The organism is Nitrosophilus sp., from assembly GCF_982775275.1.
Map to the genome: position 1 here is coordinate 1 of NZ_CEXZHP010000012.1, position 17,718 is coordinate 17,718.

General features: G+C 31.6%; 18 protein-coding genes and 1 pseudogene. 12 read left to right on the forward strand and 7 right to left on the reverse strand.

The features are described 5' to 3' along the window. Positions 1-365 precede the first annotated feature (365 nt). The 11 genes from relB to hypF all read left to right on the forward strand — a co-directional run bounded on the left by relB (position 366) and on the right by hypF (position 12,203). On the forward strand, positions 366-575 hold the full coding sequence (gene relB, locus AC30RD_RS01415; RefSeq protein ID WP_489492363.1) for a type II toxin-antitoxin system RelB family antitoxin: 210 nt from the start codon (positions 366-368) through the stop codon (positions 573-575). Next, on the forward strand, positions 568-822 hold the full coding sequence (locus AC30RD_RS01420; protein ID WP_489492365.1) for a type II toxin-antitoxin system RelE family toxin: 255 nt from the start codon (positions 568-570) through the stop codon (positions 820-822). The genes relB and AC30RD_RS01420 overlap by 8 nt, the downstream gene beginning before the upstream one ends. A gap of 251 nt (positions 823-1,073) precedes the next feature. After that, positions 1,074-1,670, forward strand: a complete 597-nt coding sequence (locus tag AC30RD_RS01425; protein WP_489492366.1) for a TetR/AcrR family transcriptional regulator — start codon at positions 1,074-1,076, stop codon at positions 1,668-1,670. Next, a complete protein-coding gene (locus AC30RD_RS01430) occupies positions 1,660-2,538 on the forward strand; it encodes an NADH-quinone oxidoreductase subunit B family protein (RefSeq protein ID WP_489492367.1) in 879 nt (292 codons plus the stop codon). The genes AC30RD_RS01425 and AC30RD_RS01430 overlap by 11 nt, the downstream gene beginning before the upstream one ends. Next, the gene (locus AC30RD_RS01435) at positions 2,528-3,805 is read left to right on the forward strand and encodes a nickel-dependent hydrogenase large subunit (protein ID WP_489492368.1); all 1,278 of its coding nucleotides are present in this window, start codon (positions 2,528-2,530) and stop codon (positions 3,803-3,805) included. Before AC30RD_RS01430 ends, AC30RD_RS01435 begins: the two co-directional genes overlap by 11 nt. Before the next feature lie 105 nt (positions 3,806-3,910). Further along, complete coding sequence (locus AC30RD_RS01440; RefSeq protein ID WP_489492369.1) at positions 3,911-5,134, forward strand: hydrogenase small subunit; 1,224 nt, start codon at positions 3,911-3,913, stop codon at positions 5,132-5,134. After that, positions 5,131-6,864, forward strand: a complete 1,734-nt coding sequence (locus tag AC30RD_RS01445) for a nickel-dependent hydrogenase large subunit (RefSeq protein WP_489492383.1) — start codon at positions 5,131-5,133, stop codon at positions 6,862-6,864. The genes AC30RD_RS01440 and AC30RD_RS01445 overlap by 4 nt, the downstream gene beginning before the upstream one ends. 10 nt (positions 6,865-6,874) lie before the next feature. Continuing rightward, positions 6,875-7,579, forward strand: a complete 705-nt coding sequence (locus tag AC30RD_RS01450; protein ID WP_489492370.1) for a cytochrome b/b6 domain-containing protein — start codon at positions 6,875-6,877, stop codon at positions 7,577-7,579. Positions 7,580-7,680: 101 nt separating this feature from the next. Next, positions 7,681-8,232 (forward strand): HyaD/HybD family hydrogenase maturation endopeptidase, encoded by a 552-nt coding sequence (locus AC30RD_RS01455; protein ID WP_489492371.1) that lies wholly within the window; start codon positions 7,681-7,683, stop codon positions 8,230-8,232. After that, on the forward strand, positions 8,216-10,048 hold the full coding sequence (locus AC30RD_RS01460; RefSeq protein ID WP_489492372.1) for a hypothetical protein: 1,833 nt from the start codon (positions 8,216-8,218) through the stop codon (positions 10,046-10,048). The genes AC30RD_RS01455 and AC30RD_RS01460 overlap by 17 nt, the downstream gene beginning before the upstream one ends. A gap of 13 nt (positions 10,049-10,061) precedes the next feature. Then, entirely contained in the window at positions 10,062-12,203 is a 2,142-nt protein-coding gene (hypF, locus tag AC30RD_RS01465; protein ID WP_489492373.1) for a carbamoyltransferase HypF, read from the forward strand. Here hypF and AC30RD_RS01470 read toward each other — a convergent pair. From AC30RD_RS01470 to AC30RD_RS01500, 7 genes are read right to left on the reverse strand one after another with little or no spacing between them, the layout of a single operon-like run. Then, positions 12,200-12,880 (reverse strand): transposase, encoded by a 681-nt coding sequence (locus tag AC30RD_RS01470; protein ID WP_489492374.1) that lies wholly within the window; start codon positions 12,878-12,880, stop codon positions 12,200-12,202. The genes hypF and AC30RD_RS01470 overlap by 4 nt on opposite strands. After that, entirely contained in the window at positions 12,873-14,042 is a 1,170-nt protein-coding gene (locus tag AC30RD_RS01475; protein ID WP_489492375.1) for a HAMP domain-containing protein, read from the reverse strand. The genes AC30RD_RS01470 and AC30RD_RS01475 overlap by 8 nt, the downstream gene beginning before the upstream one ends. Beyond that, positions 14,039-14,698, reverse strand: coding sequence for a response regulator transcription factor (locus AC30RD_RS01480; protein WP_489492377.1), 660 nt, complete (start codon positions 14,696-14,698; stop codon positions 14,039-14,041). Before AC30RD_RS01480 ends, AC30RD_RS01475 begins: the two co-directional genes overlap by 4 nt. Next, complete coding sequence (locus AC30RD_RS01485) at positions 14,691-15,074, reverse strand: hypothetical protein (protein WP_489492378.1); 384 nt, start codon at positions 15,072-15,074, stop codon at positions 14,691-14,693. The genes AC30RD_RS01480 and AC30RD_RS01485 overlap by 8 nt, the downstream gene beginning before the upstream one ends. Before the next feature lie 2 nt (positions 15,075-15,076). Beyond that, a complete protein-coding gene (locus tag AC30RD_RS01490; RefSeq protein WP_489492380.1) occupies positions 15,077-16,186 on the reverse strand; it encodes a cytochrome b/b6 domain-containing protein in 1,110 nt (369 codons plus the stop codon). A gap of 1 nt (position 16,187) precedes the next feature. Then, positions 16,188-16,787: a diheme cytochrome c gene (locus AC30RD_RS01495; protein WP_489492381.1), complete on the reverse strand. Its 600-nt coding sequence runs from the start codon at positions 16,785-16,787 to the stop codon at positions 16,188-16,190. A 13-nt stretch (positions 16,788-16,800) separates the two neighbouring features. Continuing rightward, positions 16,801-17,202 (reverse strand): DUF1924 domain-containing protein, encoded by a 402-nt coding sequence (locus AC30RD_RS01500; protein ID WP_489492382.1) that lies wholly within the window; start codon positions 17,200-17,202, stop codon positions 16,801-16,803. Positions 17,203-17,383: 181 nt separating this feature from the next. Here AC30RD_RS01500 and AC30RD_RS01505 point away from each other — a divergent pair. Beyond that, a pseudogene (locus AC30RD_RS01505) lies at positions 17,384-17,718 on the forward strand (DUF4198 domain-containing protein); the annotation flags it as partial.

The following is a 17,718-nucleotide window of genomic DNA, read 5'->3' on the forward strand; positions in this document are numbered from 1 at the left end:
AAAGAGACATATTATCCTGTTGAAGAGATAGATAATCCAAAAAAGTTTATTATAGATAGAAGCATTAATCAATAAAAAAACAAAAAGCGGAGCGGATATTGAAGATATTGCAAACAACTGTAAACTAAATGCTTTTGTAAAGGGTAGTTTGTTTGAATGAGATAAAAGAAAGATAAATGTTGATGTAATTTTAATTTAACCTTTGAAAAATTTTGCTTTATTGTCATTCTGAGGGTGCAAAGTACCCGAAGAATCTAAAAAAAGATTCTTCGTTTATGCTCAGAATGACATTTTTTAAATTATGTTTTTGATTTTATTATTTAGATTTGTTATACTTGTAATACAGGTATTACAAGGAGTGTATTATGATAAGTGTCAGGCTTGATAAGGAGTTAGAAGAGAAACTAAACAAACTATCAAATATTACAAAAAGGCCTAAAAGTTTTTTTGTAAAAGAGGCGTTAAAAGAGTATTTGGATGATGTTTTGGATGTTTTAGAGGCACAAAAAAGGGTAAATGATAAAGAAAGAGAGTTAATATCGTTAAATGAGATGAAAAGACTTTTGGATGTATAAAGTTTTTTTTGACAAAAAGGTTTATAAAGATTTAAAAAAGATTGATAGAAAGTGGCAAATTAAGATATTAAAAACAATTGAAGATAAACTTTCTTATGACCCATATATTGGTAAAAAATTGGTTGGCGAGCTATCACCTTTTTATAGATATAGAGTTGCAGATTATAGGATAATTTATAGAATATTTGATGAAACAATAGAAATTGAGATTATAAAAATAGCTCATAGAAAAGATATTTATGATTAAGACATAATTTAATCGCAGTAATCGCAACAATATTTTGGTATTAAGTGAGGCAGAATATCAGACTATTTTTGATGCCTTTTCTTCCAAACTCTTTTTATATTTACTATCATCAAAAAAGAAAAAAAACAAAAAAATCCCAAAATATAAAACTGCACCTTTTATATTATTTTCCAAAATCCCTTGGACCTAAAATGAAAAAATTATTGCTATAATTAAATAAATGTAATTTTTTATATAAGTTGGAGGAGCATTTGGCACGTGTAGATAAAGAGACAAGAAAAATTCAAATAATGGATACGGCGCTGAAACTATTTTCAAAAAACGGTTTTTTTGTTGTAACAATTTCAGATATAGCCAAAGAGCTTGGTATGAGTGTTGGAAATATTTATAACTATTTTACATCAAAAGATGCGTTGGCAAAAGAGTTGATACTTTATATATCTAAAATTTTAGGCTCAAAAATCAGAGAGATAAATTTAGAGCCGATTAGCGCTAAAGAGAAAATAGAAAAAATTGTAAGATTTTATTTTGATATAGCGAGTAAAAGACCGGAGTTAATAGAGTATTTTTTAAGAGTATATCTATCGCATAGAGAAATTTTTAAAGATGGATGCGAGGGAATGATATGCGTTAGTCCCTTTGTTACAGAAATAATGATATTTTTCGAAGAGGGCGTAAGAAGCGGTGAGTTAAGAGATCAGGATTTTTTTAGCGCATTTGGACTGTTTATGGGATATCTTGGCGGAATGGTTTTTTTAAACGGAGAAAAAATGCTTCCAAACGAACTTGCTTTTTATATTGAGGATATTTCGGAAAATATCTATAGAGCTTTGAAAAATGAAGAGTAAAATTGTCTGGATTCAAGGAGTTACATGTAACGGCAATACCCACTCTTTTTTAAATTATCAAAATCTTGATATATTTTTAAAAAAAGTAGAGTTTCTCTACCATCCTTTACTTCCGTCCAAATTTACTCTCAAAGAACTTTATGAAAAGAGATTCGGTTTTGATATTTTGATAGTAGAAGGAGCTGTTAAAAAGGAGTATGAAAGAGGCGACGTTTCCTTTGACGCGCTTTTTAAAAAACTTTCATCAAAGGCTAAAAAAATTATAGCTGTTGGAACTTGCGCATCTTTTGGTGGTGTTTTTAAAAGTTTTGATCCCAATAATATTACCGGTTTGATTTTTGATAAAGATTTTAAAAATTCATTTTTTAAAGATTTGGAAAAAAAATGTATTAATATTCCCGGTTGTCCGGCACATCCTGAATGGTTAGTTTATGTTATAGAGATGATTATCAATAAAAAAAAGATTGTTTTAGATAAATTTTTAAGACCCAAAGAGCTGTTTGCTTGGACAGTTCATAGTGGATGTATTAGAAACGAATATTTTGAATGGAAAATCGATGCAAAAAGTTTTGGAACAAAAGAGGGATGTCTTTTTTACGAACAAGGATGTCAAGCTCCATATACCCGTGGAAGTTGCAATAAAATTCTTTGGAACGAAGTTAACTCAAAAACAAGAGCAGGAATGCCTTGCATTGGTTGTACCGAACCCTCTTTTCCTAAAACAGAGCTTTTTAAAACAAAAACCTATATGTCGATTCCAGCTAACATGCCTTTAGGGGTTTCTAAAAGAGCTTATCTTACAATAACGGGAGTAGCAAAAAGTTTTAAGATAGAAAGATTGACTAAAAGATTGATAGATGAGAGTTGAACTGATAGAAAAAATTGAAGGTGAAGCTAAACTAGAGTATATATTTAAAAAAGGTAAAATCGATTTTGTAAATATCGTTTTTCCCCATTATAGAGGAATAGAGGAGATTTTAAAAAATAGGCCATTATGGGATGCACTGGCAATAAATCCAAGAATATGCGGTATTTGCGGTCATGCACATCTTTTTGCTACCGTCAGAGCAATAGAAAATCTTTACGAAAATAGCGGCTATGAAGTAAATATTACTCAAAAAGCCAAAAAGATAAGAGAGATAACTCTTTTTTGCGAACATATACAAAATCATCTAAAATGGATATATTTAGTTCTCGTTCCTATGATGAAAAAAATTTCTAAATTAAATATAGATCAAAACAGTTTTTTTGAGATTCATAAAGCTTTGATAAATATAAACAGAATCTCAGCTATATTTAGCGGACAATGGCCCCATTCATCATATATGGTGCCTGGAGGAGTAGTTTGTGACCCGACCAATTTGGATATTATGCAAGCAAAAAATTTTTTAAAAGAGGCTTTATATATTGTAGAAAAAAGAGTATTTGATAATTTGGTTTTTGAAGAGGTGAGTATTAGTGACCTTGAAAAAAGTAAAACGGATGCTGGAAAAATTTTTAGATTTTTAAAAGATAACTCCCTATTATATATCGGGCAAGCCAGTAATAGATATATAATTTTTGGAGAGCACTCTTTTACAAGAAGAGTAAAAATCGTAAGAGGTGTAAGTTATCCGGTTAAAATCAAATATGTAAAAGAGAAAAGTCAAAAAAGCGGCTATGCAAAAAATGTAACTTATAAAGACAACTACTATGAAACCGGTTCGCTTGCAAGGATGATGTTATTGAAGTCAAATATTATAAAACAACTATTTAAAGTATATAAAGACGCTCTTTCTACCAGAATATTTGCAAGAATTTTTGAAACTCTATTTTTATTTAAAATAATTGAGGAGCATTTAAACAGTATCGATCTTTCTCAAAAATCTTACAATTATATAAAAACCGATATAAAGGAAGGATATGGTGAATCGGCGGTAGAAGCCGCAAGAGGTTCTTTAATACATAAAATTTGGGTTAAAAAGGATAGAATAAAAGAGTATCAAATCATTACTCCTACCCAGTGGAATCTATCAAACGGGTCTCCTCAAAAGCTGGCTATTGCACAAAAAGCAATGATTGGGTTAAAAGATACGAAATTAGCCGAACTTATATTTAGAAGTTTTGATATCTGTTCAGTTTGTACTACTCATTAGTTCCAAAACTATATAAGAAATTAAAAAATCATAAAAATTTTTATTTTTATAAAAGAAAAAATTATCTAATATTATGAATGATTACTCATTTATAAAGGAGTGGAAGTGAATAGAGAACATTTAAGAGGACTGTTTAGCGCCAAAAGCGCTAAGGTTAATACCAACAAAGGTAAAGAGTATTACGATTCATTGTATAAAAGGTGTCAAGAGAGACTTAAAGAGCTTAAAAAGTTAAAACCTGTGAGCAAAGTAAGCATAAAAGAGGTTTTAGAAGATGAAGGGATAGATAGAAGAGATTTTTTAAAGTGGGCTAGCGCTATGACCGCAACTTTAATGCTTCCGGCTTCTTTTACCCCTTTGGTTGCAGAAGCTGCCGAAGTTATGAATAGAGTTCCTGTTATATGGATAGAACTTCAAGATTGCGCCGGAAATTCTGAAGCACTTCTTAGAAGTGATGGTCCTAAGATCGATGAAATAATACTTGATATTATCTCTTTAGAATTCCATGAAACTTTAATGGCTGCAGCGGGACATCAAGCCGAAGAGCAACTTGAAGATGCTATGCACCATTTCAAAGGAAAATATCTTCTTTTTGTTGAGGGCGCTATTCCTTTAGCCAACGGAGGAGTTTATGGAACAATAGGTGCAAGCGGTGAAACGTTTGAAGAGCATTTGCATAGAGTAGCAAAAGATGCTGCAGCCATTGTTGCGGTTGGAACTTGCGCAACTTTTGGAGGAGTACCTGCCGCAGCCCCTAATCCTACAGGAGCGGTAGGAGTTATGGATATAGTAAAAGGAAAGCCGATAATAAATATTCCGGCATGTCCGGCAAATCCTGCAAATATGGTAGGTGTAATTTTACATTATGTACTTACCGGTCAGATTCCTGAATTAGACTCTTTACTTAGACCTAAATTTGCATTTGGTTACAGAATCCATGACAACTGTGAAAGAAGAGCCCACTTTGATGCTGGAGAGTTTGTAGAAGAGTGGGGAGACGAAGGAGCTAAAAACAATTTCTGTTTATATAAAGTAGGCTGTAAAGGTCCTATGACTTTCAATAACTGTTCAATTATAAGATATAATGAAGCTGTTAACTGGCCTATTGGTGCTGGACATGGATGTATCGGATGTAGCGAACCGGATTTTTGGGATAAATATGCATATGAAAGACCAATGGCTGATGCAAATATCAAAGCACCAACTGGTGGAGTCGAAAAGAGCGTAGATGAGTTTGGTTTGGGATTGTTGACGGCTGCAGCTGTGGGTATAGGTGTGCACGCCGCTATAAGTGCCGTTGTCGGTAAAAAAGACGAAGGAGATAAATAATGAAAAAGCATATTGTTGTAGATCCAATAACAAGAATCGAAGGACATCTAAGAATAGAAGCTATTATAGATGATAATAATACGATTGTAGATGCATACAGTTCTTCAACAATGTTTAGAGGAATTGAGGAGATTTTAAAAGGAAGAGATCCAAGAGATTGTGGTCTTTTGGCTATGAGGATATGCGGTGTTTGTACCGGAACGCACTATCAAAGAAGTATAGAAGCGGTTGAACATGCTTTTGGAGTCACTATTCCTAAAAATGCAAGAATTGTTAGAAATCTAATTCAAGGTGCGCTATACGTGCATGATCACGTGGTGCATTTTTATCATCTTCATGCGCTTGACTGGGTCGATATAACGAAAGCTTTGGAAGCCGACCCTAAAAAAACTGTAGATGAAGCTTTTAAATGGGCTAAAGTTGCGGGAACTAAGCCTTGGGTAGCTGACGAGTCAAAATTTAGCGAGATTCAAGAACGTCTTAAAAAATTTGTAAAGCAAGGACGTCTTGGGCCTTTTGCAAAAGCATACTGGGGAAATCCACATTATAAACTGACGCCTGAACAAAATCTTTTAGCGGTAACTCACTATCTTCAAGCTTTAGATCTTCAAAGAGATGCCGCAAAGATGATGGCAATTTTTGGCGGTAAGAACCCCCATCCGCAAAGTATAGTCGTAGGTGGCGTTACTTGTGTTCAAGATATAAAAAATCCGGCGCGTATAGCGCTTTTTAAAGATCTTTTGATGAACTTTAGAAGATTTATAAAACAAGCATATTTGCCAGATATTTATATGGCTGGAACTATGTATGCTGATGAAGCGCTTGATGGAACCGGCGGAGGACTTAAAAGCTATCTTGTTTATGGTGATTTTAGATTAGACGATACAGGTTTTTACAACTCTAAGCTACTATTTCCAAGCGGGGTTGTTTTAAATGGAGATTTAAACAAAGTTATAGATTTTGATCAAGAAAAAGTCAAAGAAGACGTAACGCATGCTTGGTATAAAGGTGAAGAAGCTCTGCATCCTTTTGAAGGAAAAACAGAACCTGAGTATACGGGTTTTGGTAAAAAGGAAGGAGGCATTGCTTACCTTAACACCAAAGGAAAATATAGCTGGATAAAATCTCCAATATACGATGATAGTAGAGTAGAAGTTGGTCCGCTTGCGAGAATGGTAGTCGGAGTTGCTAAAAAAGATCAAAGAATTAGCGAGTATGTTACTAAATTTTTGAAAAACGCAAAATTACCTGTAGAAGTTCTTTTCTCAACTGTTGGAAGAACTGCTGCAAGAGCTATCGAGACTGAGCTTATGGCCGACATTATGGTTGAATGGGTCGATGAGTTGGCGGCAAATGTTGCTGCGGGTGATCTTTCCACTTGGACGGAATTCGATTTTGATTTGGTAAGTAAAAATGCGGAAGGTTATGGATTGGCTGAGGCTCCAAGAGGCGCCTTGGGACATTGGGTGAAAATTAGGGACGGAAAAGTTGAAAATTATCAAGCCGTAGTTCCTTCTACCTGGAATGCTGCGCCAAGAGACTATAAAGGAAGAATGGGTGCGTATGAAGCCAGTTTAATAGGAACAAAAGTTGCAAATCCTGATCAGCCTCTTGAGATATTAAGAACAATCCACAGTTTTGATCCTTGTATAGCTTGCGCGGTTCACATAGTAGATACTAAAGGAAGAGAGTTAGCCGAATTTAAGGTAAATACCTCTTGCTCGATTTAAGGGGGTAGTTATGAAAAAGAGCGAATATCAAAAAGTCAAAAGAATGACTCTTTTTATGAGAGTTAATCATTGGGTTATAGTTTTATGTATGATAGCAGCTATAGTAACTGGGTTTTATATAGGACATCCCTATTATCAAACATTAATATCAGATCCCGCGGTGGATAAGTATGTAATGGCTTGGAATAGATGGTTACATTTTATGGTTGCTATTATTTTTGATGTAAGTTCTATAGTAATTGTATATTTATATTTTTTTAGTAGATTTGAAAAGCCGTATAAAAAGTTAATCCCTACCGGTAAAAATCTAAAAGAGTTTTTTGATGTTGTTATAAATCTTTTAACTTTTAATAGAATTAAAAGGTTTGATAGCTCTCATGAAGATAGTTTCCATGTAGTATATTTTACTATCTTTCACATTCTTCTTGTTTGGATGCTTTTAACAGGGCTTCAGCTGTATGTGCACGGTCTTGAGTCAGGATATAGTTCCATTGGTAGTTGGTGGCCATGGTTACTTCATATAGCTACTGATTGGACTATTGCGGTAACCGGTGGAACTTTGATGGATGTAAGGATTAGCCACCATATGACGATGTATTTTATAATTGTTTGGATAATGTTTCATATCTACTATGTTGTTTGGAGAACGATTTTTTGGCAAGAGGGAGATATCTCTATCGTATTTGGGGGATATAAATTTAAAAAAAATAGATAAATTTTGGGCGCTTTATTTATAGCGCCCAAAATTATTTTTAAAAGCCCCATATTTATGCACTCCTAATAAAAATATGGGGCTTTTGAAAATAAAGGAGAGATGTGAAAACGGTTATAATCGGAGTAGGGAATATTTTATTTAAAGATGAGGGCGTTGGAGTATATGCTGCTAAATATTTGGAAAAAAACTATAAATTTGAAAATAATGTAGAAGTAATCGATGGAGGGACGCTTGGTTTTAAGTTGATGCGATATTATCAAGAATACGATAAAGTGATAATTATTGATACAGTTTCCATAAAAGACACTCCTGGTTCAATATATAATCTACCTAGCGATGTATTAATGGGTCTTGGAAGTTATCGGCAAACTGCTCATGAAGTGGAAGTTGTTGAGATGTTAGAGATTTGTTCCTTTCTGGACAAAATGGCTAAGGTTAATGTTGTGGGTATTGTACCTGAAGATATTGAAAGTGTTGATATTGATTTGACCAAGACTCTAAAAAACTCATTTTTCGACCTGATTAATGAGGTTTTAAACGAACTTAAAAAAGAGAATATCTTATTTGAAAAAAAAGCAGATGTAACTTTAGAGCAGTTAATAAAAGAGTATAACAACCCTACAATGAAAGGATTAAATGTTAATCAAATTTAAATTTATTTCATCTTCTACATATTTAAAAGATAGAATAAAATCTATTGCAAAGCTATCTGATATTGATATCAAGATAAATCATACTAAAGAGTTTATCATAGTTCAAGCAGATGAGAATGATAAAAATTTTATAAATTTTACAAAAAATTTAGATTATTATCTTTATAACTCACTCTTTTTAGAGGGAATAGAGTCTGAAAAAGGTGAGATTGAGAATGAGAATGAAAGAGTTAGATTGCCTTTAAGTATTGGTGTTTGCAACAGATGTTCAAAAGAGATGTTGGATGAAGATTCAAAAAGATATTATTATCCATTTACAAGTTGCAATAGTTGCTCAAATCAATATGCATTTTTTGATAAATATCCATTCAAAAGAGAAAACAGTTTTTTGGCAATTTTTCAGCCTTGTCCTTCTTGTGGGGAAGAGTTAAAAAAAGATCCTTTTAGAGAAGATTATCCTCTTATTAGTTGCCTTGATTGTAATATACCTATAAGAGTTGTAAATAAAAAAGGAACAAAAGAGTTTTGGGCAAATGAAAAAGAGGATTTTAAAAAGGCTTTTGAACTTACAGCCTCTGCTATCAAAAAAGGTGAAAGAGTCGCTATTAAAACACTTAACGGATTTAAAACTTTTTATAAAGAACCAAGGGAAAATAGTAAAATATTAATAACAAATCTTGATAAAGCAAAACATGATTTTTTACTTCTAAAACAAGAAATAAACGCACTTTTTTCTGTAGAAAGACCGATAATATACGCAACAACAACTAATGAGGAGCTAAAAAAAAGAGTTTCATCAATTGTTGAATTGAAAGCTTTTGATGACGGTTTTACCCTTCTTTTAGCTAAGGAACTAACAGACCTTGGATATGTTTTTTATGAAGAAGGAGAAAAAGAGTATGAACTTAAAATGGATTTTTTGCTTGAAATAAATGTTTTAAAAGATATAAAACTTTTTATGAATAAAGGATACAAACTCTTATCTAATGGAGAGAGAGTTTTAATCCCAAAACCTTTAAATAGTAATAAAGTAGCGATATATAAAGATTATGTGTTAAACGAAGGTGTTTTGGATAAGATTGAGAGATTTGAAAAGATTAGTGCACAAGAGGTTTATGTTTTCAAAGATGAGGAGATTGAACATCCAAATATTAAAAAAGCAGATGTTGCAAAATCGGCATTTTTATCTGTTCTAAGAGAGAATGATATAGATGAAAAAAGTGTTGGGGTATATTTTGGTGATGAAAAAATCTTTTTATATTACAATAAAAAAGAGATAAAGAGGATTTTTGATTTTGGCGAAGAACCAAAAAATTTAATTGAGCGTATAAGAAATTTTAGGGAAGGTTCAGATAAGCTGGTAGATAACTATATAAAAAGATTCGGTTCTTTGGATGATTTGGAGAAAATTAGCGGTTTTTTTGAAAGAGCAGCCTTTTTAATAGGTATAGACGGAGGATTTAAAGAGTTAAATATATTGTCTATGAATTTTGGAGGCAAAGGCGGGTTAAGTGTGGATTGCCGTATAATCGATGATAGATTTAGTTATGAAGCTTTTTATGCATCTATAATGAGTTATAGACTCGGCGAAACCGATAAAATACTTCTTTGTTACTCTATTTTTGAATCTTTAGGAGATTTTTTATCAAATACTCTTAATGAACTTGGTAAAAAACTAAAAGCAAAAGAGTTTGCAATCTGCGGAAAATATATAACAAATTCGGCTCTTTTTAGTAGATTTGCTAGAAATATCCCAAAGACGAGAACAAATAGAGAGTTTAGTGTAGATGAATTCAATCTTTTTTACGGAATATAGAGGTTGAAAAAATTTGAAAAGATTGAAAATTTTCGTAAAAGGCATAGTTCAAGGAGTTGGTTTTAGACCTTTTGTTTATAATTTGGCAAAAGAGTTAAATCTAAAAGGATTTGTTAAAAATAGAGCCGATGGAGTGGAGATAGAGGTAGAGGGTGAGAGAGTAGAGGAGTTTTTAAATAGGTTGAAAAAAGAGGCTCCACCACTCTCTCAAATAATAAAAATTGATGTAAATGAGTTATCTTTAAAAGAGTATGAAAATTTTAAGATTTTAAAAAGTAAGGAAAGTTTCAAAGAAGCTTTTTTATCTCCCGATATTACGGTATGTGATGATTGTTTAGCCGAAATAAGAGATCCTACAAACAGAAGGTTTAACTATCCGCTTATAAACTGCACAAACTGCGGACCAAGATTTACCATCATAAAAAGTCTCCCTTACGATAGAAAAAATACTTCTATGTCCAACTTTCCTATGTGCAAAGCATGTGAAAGTGAATATAATGACCCTGCAAACAGACGCTACCATGCACAGCCGATAAGCTGTTTTGAGTGCGGACCTAAAGTAAGACTAAAAGAGTTTGAACAGTTAGATGCGATAAAAAAGGCTGCAAAGCTTTTAATTGATAAAAAAATTTTAGCTATTAAGGGGGTTGGCGGCTATCATTTAGTTTGTAGAGCCGATAAGGATGATGTGGTAAGAAAGTTAAGACTTAGAAAAAAAAGAGCCAAAAAGCCCTTTGCCGTTATGTTTGGTAGTTTAGAAGAGATTGAAAGATATTGCGATTTGAGTAAAAAAGATAAAGAGCTGATTTTATCAAAAGAAAGACCCATAGTTGTAGTTAAAAAAAGGTTTGAGTGTTTTAGTGAGGCGGCACCGAATATCGATAGACTTGGAGTTTTTTTACCTTACAATCCTATTTATCATCTACTCTTTGATTATATAGATTTTCCTTTGGTTGTAACAAGTGCAAATATCTCTGAAGAGCCGATTGTAAAAGATGAAGATAATTTAAGAAGATTAAAAGATGTTTATGATGAGACTCTTTGGTATGATAGGGAGATAATAAACGGTTGTGACGATAGTGTTGTGGCATCTATAGGAGACAAATCTCTTTTTTATAGACTCTCAAGAGGCTTTGCTCCAAAAAGCTTTTTTATAGATAAAAATTTGCCAAGATTCTTAGCGGTTGGTGCAAGACAGAAAAATACGATCTCTTTAGGATTTAAAAATTCTATTATATTATCGCCGCATATCGGGGATATTAAAAATGTTGAGAGTTTTGAGTATTTTAAAAAAACGATTGATGTTTTTAAAAGGATCTATAACTTTGAACCTGATATCATAGCTTGTGACAAACATCCACATTACGAGACTACAAAGTTTGCAAAAAGTTTAAATAAAAAAGTGATTGAAGTTCAGCATCATTTAGCTCATATTTATGCGGTAAAAGCTGAGATGGCATTAATCGATCACCATTTAAAAAATGAAAAATTTATCGGTTTTAGCTGGGATGGAACAGGTTATGGAGATGATGGAAATATTTGGGGTGGAGAGGTTTTTGTAGGAGATGAGAGAAAATATCACTTTAAGTATTTAAAAATTGCTGGAGGTGAAAAGGCTATTAAAAATATTAGGTTAATTGCATGGAGTTTAAAAAGATTTTATGGATTTGAAGTTGAAGATAAACTTTTTAATTTAGTATATGAAAAAGATATAAACAGTTTTTATACAAGCTCGGTTGGAAGGCTTTTTGATGCAGTAGCTTTTTTAGCTGGACTTTGCGAGTATCAAGATTACGAAGGTTACAGTGGGCTTTTGGTTGAAAAAGCTTATAGCGGAGGTGAAGAGAGATACGATTTTATAGTTGAAAATGGCGAAATAGAAATAGATTTTGAAACGCTAATCAATGATAAAAAAGAAAAAATTGCTACAAAATTTATCAATACCCTTTCCGAAATTATTTTTTATATAGCTAAAAAAGAAAAACTTCCGGTTATATTTAGTGGCGGAGTATTTCAAAATAAAACTTTACTTGAAGAAACTATCAAAAAACTAAAAAAAGAGCGGATTCTCTACTTTTTCCCTATACAAACTCCTATAAATGACGGTGCAATCTCTTTAGGGCAGCTTTGGTATTGTGTCGAAAAAGAGGTTTAAGTTTTTTTGAAAGAGTCTATATATATTTTTTTTAAAATCTCTTTTTGTTCTTTTTTTGAAAAATTGAACTTAAACTCTGCCTCTTTTAGGTAGTAAAAAAAATTTTCTCTTGATACGCCTTTGTATTTATTTATAAAATTTTCAAAAAAGTTCCAAAATTCTGTTATAAGATTTTTGGAAGATTTCAGTTTTGCTATGCGATTTAGTTTTAAAAATTTTTCAAACTCTTTATAATATATTTCTTCTAAGCCATCTTCAAGATAAGATGCTTTATATCGAGAAAGATCTGGCATCATTAGATTGTAAATTTTTCCGTCGTAATCAAAAGTTAAAAAGTTATATGCATCAAAAATATTTTTTTTCTCTTTTCTTTTATTTTTCTCCAGATATAGGTATTCATCGAACTCTATAACCTCTTTTTTGTTTTCATACTCTCTTTCTAAATAGAGCGATATGAGTTTTCTAAATAGTAAAAATCTGTTTTTGACCGTTACATAACTCAAACCCGTTACTTTTGAAGTTTCAAGAGAATTGAAGTCTTTGCAAAAAAACTCTATAAGTTTAAAATCCCTTTCGATTTTTTTTAAACTGAATTTTCTTTTACAACATGAGCATTTAATATGGTTATTGGAAAGTTTATAAACTCTTTTGCATTCGCAATAGATACATCTATCCATTAAAATTTATCCCGAAAATATTTTTCCCAGCTAAATATCTGTAAAAAAGAGAGAAACCATGTTTTTTCACTATTATATTAACTATACTAAGACCTAGTCCATATCCGCTTGAAGCCTCTTTTTTGAATGGTTCTAGATAAAAGCTAAAATCTTTTTTTAGCCTTTCTCCATAGCTTATAACCTCTATTTTATTATCTTTTGCAACAATTTTAATAGGTGTTTTTTGTGTATATTTTAAAGCGTTGTCTATAAGATTTTTTAGAGCTATACTCATATAATGTATATCAGCTTCTATGAAAAAATCTTCCAATTCTATTTCCACGTTTTCTTCTTCGGATATATAGAGTTTTCCAAGTGCTTCGGTTATAAGAGTTTGGGCTTTAAATCTCGATTTTTTGAGATTTTGTGTTGTTAGTAGATGCATGTTTAAAATTTCGCTGACAAATTTATCTATATCTTTGATATTTTTTTCAAGCAAAGAGTAGTCTTTCATCTCAAGAGCAAACTTTGCTTTTGCGAGAGGAGTTTTTAATTCATGTCCTATATATTTGAGCAGATTCTCCCTATCTTCGATACTTTTTTGTAAGGTTTTTGCCATATTGTTAAAACTTGTTGCAGCAACTTTTATCTCTTCATCGCCTTTGATATCCATTCTTATATTATAATCACCTTTTGAGAATCTGTCCATTGTTACAGATAACTCTTTTATAGGAGATACTATCTTTAAAATAATGAAGTAGATAGCAAAAAGTATCAATATATCAAAAAATAACAAAATATAAGTTATCAGCTTCTCTTCTTGGAATATTTCTTGGGATTTATCGTAAAAGCTTAACTTTTCATCCAGATATGATATGGTTAGATAATATTTTTCATCTTTTTTTGAGACAGTTATCTTTCCGAAAGTGAAGGGCTTTTGAAAGATTTGAGTTTTAAAATCACTATCTATAAGACTAAGATCTAGCTCTTTTAGTTTTTTAAAAAGCTCTCTCTTGTCATTATTCACAATTGCTGGAATCAATTCTTTAGCTGCTGTCATATATCTTGAAATTATAATTTTTTGGTTTTTTGTTTCATTTAGCTTTTCTATCCAAAAAGTTAGAATTAGCATTAAAACAAGACTTATTAAAAATAACGCTGTAATCTTTTTTTTGATACTCATATAAACTTATATCCTATTCCCCATACAGATTTTATATATTTTGGATTTTTGGGGTCATCTCCGATTTTATAGCGAATATTACTAATGTGCATATCAACAGTTCTGCTTTTAGTATCATATAGCAAAGACGTGGCGTTGATGATCTGTTCTCTTGATACCACTTTACCTCTGTTTTTTATCAGATATAAAAATATTTCAAATTCTATTTTTGTGAAATCTATTTCGTAATCCTCAAGTTTTACGACTCTGTTTTTTTCATCAATAAAGAAATCGCCGATTTTTAATATTTTGTCTTTTTTTACTCTTCTTAGAACAGCCTCTATTCTTAAAACAAGTTCTCTAGGTTCGTAAGGTTTTGCCAAATAATCATCAGCTCCAAGCTCAAAGCCCATTATCTTGTTTCCAATATCTCCTCTTGCACTTGAAATTATTATGGGGATATCTTTTTTGCTTTTTATCTCTTTACAAACATCAAATCCATCCATTTGCGGCAACATCAAATCCAAAACTACTATATCAAAATTTTCACTCTCTAATATTTTAAGTGCATCTTTTGGATTGTTATAGGCTATTACTTTAAATCCGTAATTTGCTAAATAATTTGCTATAAGTTTTTGCATCTCTTTATCATCTTCTATAAGCAATACTCTATTCAATCTCCCACTCCTCAATATAGTCTATAAACTTTTCTCTCTGTTTTTTATCTAATATAGAGTGGATTTTTTCAAAAAAATCTGCTTCAATTTTTGCTATCTCTTTTTTTAACTCTAAATTTTGTTCTAAAAATCTATTTTTGTCAAAATCTTTTTTTAAAAACATTTTTTTTAATCTCTCCTCTAATTTCTCCTCTTTTTCATGAACTATTTTTAATTTTTTTCTATGCTCTTTCAAAACTTTTCTAAGCTCTTTTTTTTGTTCTTTATATAAATGTAAAAAACTTAAATCTTTAGGTATGTGAAGTCTATCTTCATTATCATCCTCATCAGCAAAAGAGATACTAAAAATTAGCAAAAATATCACTATCCATCTCATCTTTATACCTTTGGAACTTTTATCTCATGATCTTCTATCAAACCTTTTTCTATATTTTTATGGCATGCTTTGCAGTTTGCTTTTGATTTAACATTTTTTGATTTAAAAATTTTTTTATCAAGTTTCCTATGCCTTTTTTCCCAATATGGTGTTTTTGTAATTGCTATTATACCAGCATCTTTTATGCTTTTTAAAATATACACTGCTGCTTCTTTTGTCGAAGTTTCTGCACTATTTTTAATCAAAAACTCTTCAATCTCTTTTTTTGTTTCATCTTCTAAAGAGGCGTCATCTCCAAAATGGTTTTCAAGATTAGCCATTAACTTTTTCCAAGAATCTTTTGGAAGCAAAAAAGGTGGATATAGAGTGTGGCAAGAGCCGCACTCTTCCACAAAAGATGATAGTTTCTCTTCATACTCTATAGGTTGGTGAATAGATTTGTTTAAAGGAGTCTCATATATTAATGATATAGCAGGAGTTATGATTGCGGCTGATAGAAATATTGCTGCGACTATCTTTTGAAGAGCGTTTAATTTTACATTTTGGGCTTTTAGATTTTTGTAACCGGATATCATTGATTTTAATGTTCCAATCTCTTTATGAAGAAGTGTGTCTACTACTACGCCCATAATATGAATAAATATCAAAACAAGCAAAAATGTGGAGAAAAACTCATGAATCTCTTCAAAAATCTCCATTTCTTTAAAAAAGCTTGAGTTCAGAAAAGACAAAACTCCTCTGCCTTCTTGAATACCGTAAGTTAAAACTCCGCTCAAGACTGTCAAAAGAGTAACTATGATAATACCGAGCATTACGAAAGATGCGGCTGGGTTGTGACCAGGATAATCTTTTTTAGGATAAAAAAGGCTGAATATAAATTCGAAAGCTTCCTTAAAACTTAAAGGCCACTCAAAAAATCTTGAGTATTTAGGACCCATAAATCCCCAGACTATTCTAAAAAGTATCAAAATACCTACCCCATATCCAAATGCTGCGTGAATATTTAGTAGTGAGTCTTCATCCGCGGTTATGAACATTATCAAAATATACAAAACCAATAGCCAGTGAAAAATTCGCGTAGGGAGAGTCCAGATATAGGTTTGTTCTCTCATTTTAATCCTCCCATCTTCCGTAATTTGGAATATCTATATATCTTTCGCTATAATCACCGCTTTGGGCTTTTTTATGGCAAGCATTACAGTTTGCAATCGTTTTGACCTCCTTTTGTGATATATATTTTTTAGGAATTTTTCTATGCTCTTTTTTAAAGTATGGTATCTCACTAATTCTAAGAGGAGTTTTATTTTTAGGTATGCTTTCTAAAAATTCGTTAAACTCTCCATATACCTTCTTGCTGTCAGCTGCATTTGCCAAAAGATATTTTAATATCTTCTCTTCATCCTCTTTTTCTAATGTAGCGTCAACTCCAAAATGATCTTCCAAAGTAGCCATCATCTTTTTCCAAGAGCGTTTTGGTAAAAATTCTGGCTGATATGGCATATGACAAGCTCCGCACTCTTGTTTATAGAGAGGCTCTATCTGAACAAGAGTTCTTGTTGTAGTTGGCTTATCTTCTTCCTCTTTAAATTTTTTAAAGAGTTTCTCAAAAAAGGTTTTTTCTTTATACTCTTTTTCATATTTATCCTCATCCTCAGCCATAACGAAACTCACCGCTAAAATCCCAGCTATTATAAGCAAAATCAATTTTTTCATTTTCTCCTCCTTGTTAATTATTTAAAATATAAACAAGCACATCTCCTTTTTCCTGTGCAGTTCCTTCTCTTTTATAGACATCTTTAAAGTTTCTTCTAAGCCATTTTTTAACTTTTTTTATATCCTGTAATCTTTTTGGATTCGCTTTAGGAGATAGTGGTGCAATCTCTTTACCGGTAAAGATATTTTCTCCGTAACTTTTTAAGTTTTTCGTATGGCAGCTTATACAGGCTATTTTTTTACCTTTTTTGCCAATATGGTAAGAAGTAAAGATTTTTTCCCCTCTTTCTGCGCTAAAACCTTTAAAGTTGGGATTTTCTTTTTTTGCTTCGATTTCCAGTTTTTTTAAAAAGTCATCTATAGGTGCGGCAAATATTGCTGCTGTTAATGTTGCACATAAGACAATCTTTTTCATTTTGCCCTCCTTTTTTTTCATGCTTTCATTGTGACAAAAGTTTGTCAAGAAATGATAAAAACTTTTTTTACAAATTCTTGACAATTTTAGTCCCTAAATTAAATAAGAAGCTAATTTTTTAATTTTTTAATAACCTTTTTTATTTAAAATATGAATAGTCATTCATAAAAAGGAGTTTGAGATGAGGTGGGCTCTGTTATCTATTTTTTTTGCTGTAGTTCTTTTTGCTCACGATATCTGGATAGAAAAGAGTAATCAGGGATATAAGCTTTTATACGGTCATCTTCACATTAGCGAAGAACACTTAGGAGCTAAAATTATAAAATATGACCCAAACAGGATAAAAAAAGTGTTGTGTAAAAATGGTAGTTCGATTCAAAATGTGAATGTGGTAAAAAAATATCCTTTAAGTCTGAAAAAAGAGTGTGATGAGCTGTATATTTTTATGGATAACGGCTATTACACCAAAACTCCTTATGGAGTAAAAAATCTTCCAAAAGATAGTGTAAAAATGGC

Coding starts and splice junctions, on each gene's coding strand:
- AC30RD_RS01495 (WP_489492381.1), bottom strand. CDS start 16,787: ATGAAAAAATTGATTTTGCTTATAATAGCTGGGATTTTAGCGGTGAGT.
- AC30RD_RS01490 (WP_489492380.1), bottom strand. CDS start 16,186: ATGAGAGAACAAACCTATATCTGGACTCTCCCTACGCGAATTTTTCAC.
- AC30RD_RS01485 (WP_489492378.1), bottom strand. CDS start 15,074: ATGAGATGGATAGTGATATTTTTGCTAATTTTTAGTATCTCTTTTGCT.
- AC30RD_RS01420 (WP_489492365.1), top strand. CDS start 568: ATGTATAAAGTTTTTTTTGACAAAAAGGTTTATAAAGATTTAAAAAAG.
- AC30RD_RS01430 (WP_489492367.1), top strand. CDS start 1,660: ATGAAGAGTAAAATTGTCTGGATTCAAGGAGTTACATGTAACGGCAAT.
- AC30RD_RS01460 (WP_489492372.1), top strand. CDS start 8,216: ATGTTAATCAAATTTAAATTTATTTCATCTTCTACATATTTAAAAGAT.
- relB (WP_489492363.1), top strand. CDS start 366: ATGATAAGTGTCAGGCTTGATAAGGAGTTAGAAGAGAAACTAAACAAA.
- AC30RD_RS01470 (WP_489492374.1), bottom strand. CDS start 12,880: ATGGATAGATGTATCTATTGCGAATGCAAAAGAGTTTATAAACTTTCC.
- AC30RD_RS01500 (WP_489492382.1), bottom strand. CDS start 17,202: ATGAAAAAGATTGTCTTATGTGCAACATTAACAGCAGCAATATTTGCC.
- AC30RD_RS01450 (WP_489492370.1), top strand. CDS start 6,875: ATGAAAAAGAGCGAATATCAAAAAGTCAAAAGAATGACTCTTTTTATG.
- AC30RD_RS01475 (WP_489492375.1), bottom strand. CDS start 14,042: ATGAGTATCAAAAAAAAGATTACAGCGTTATTTTTAATAAGTCTTGTT.
- AC30RD_RS01435 (WP_489492368.1), top strand. CDS start 2,528: ATGAGAGTTGAACTGATAGAAAAAATTGAAGGTGAAGCTAAACTAGAG.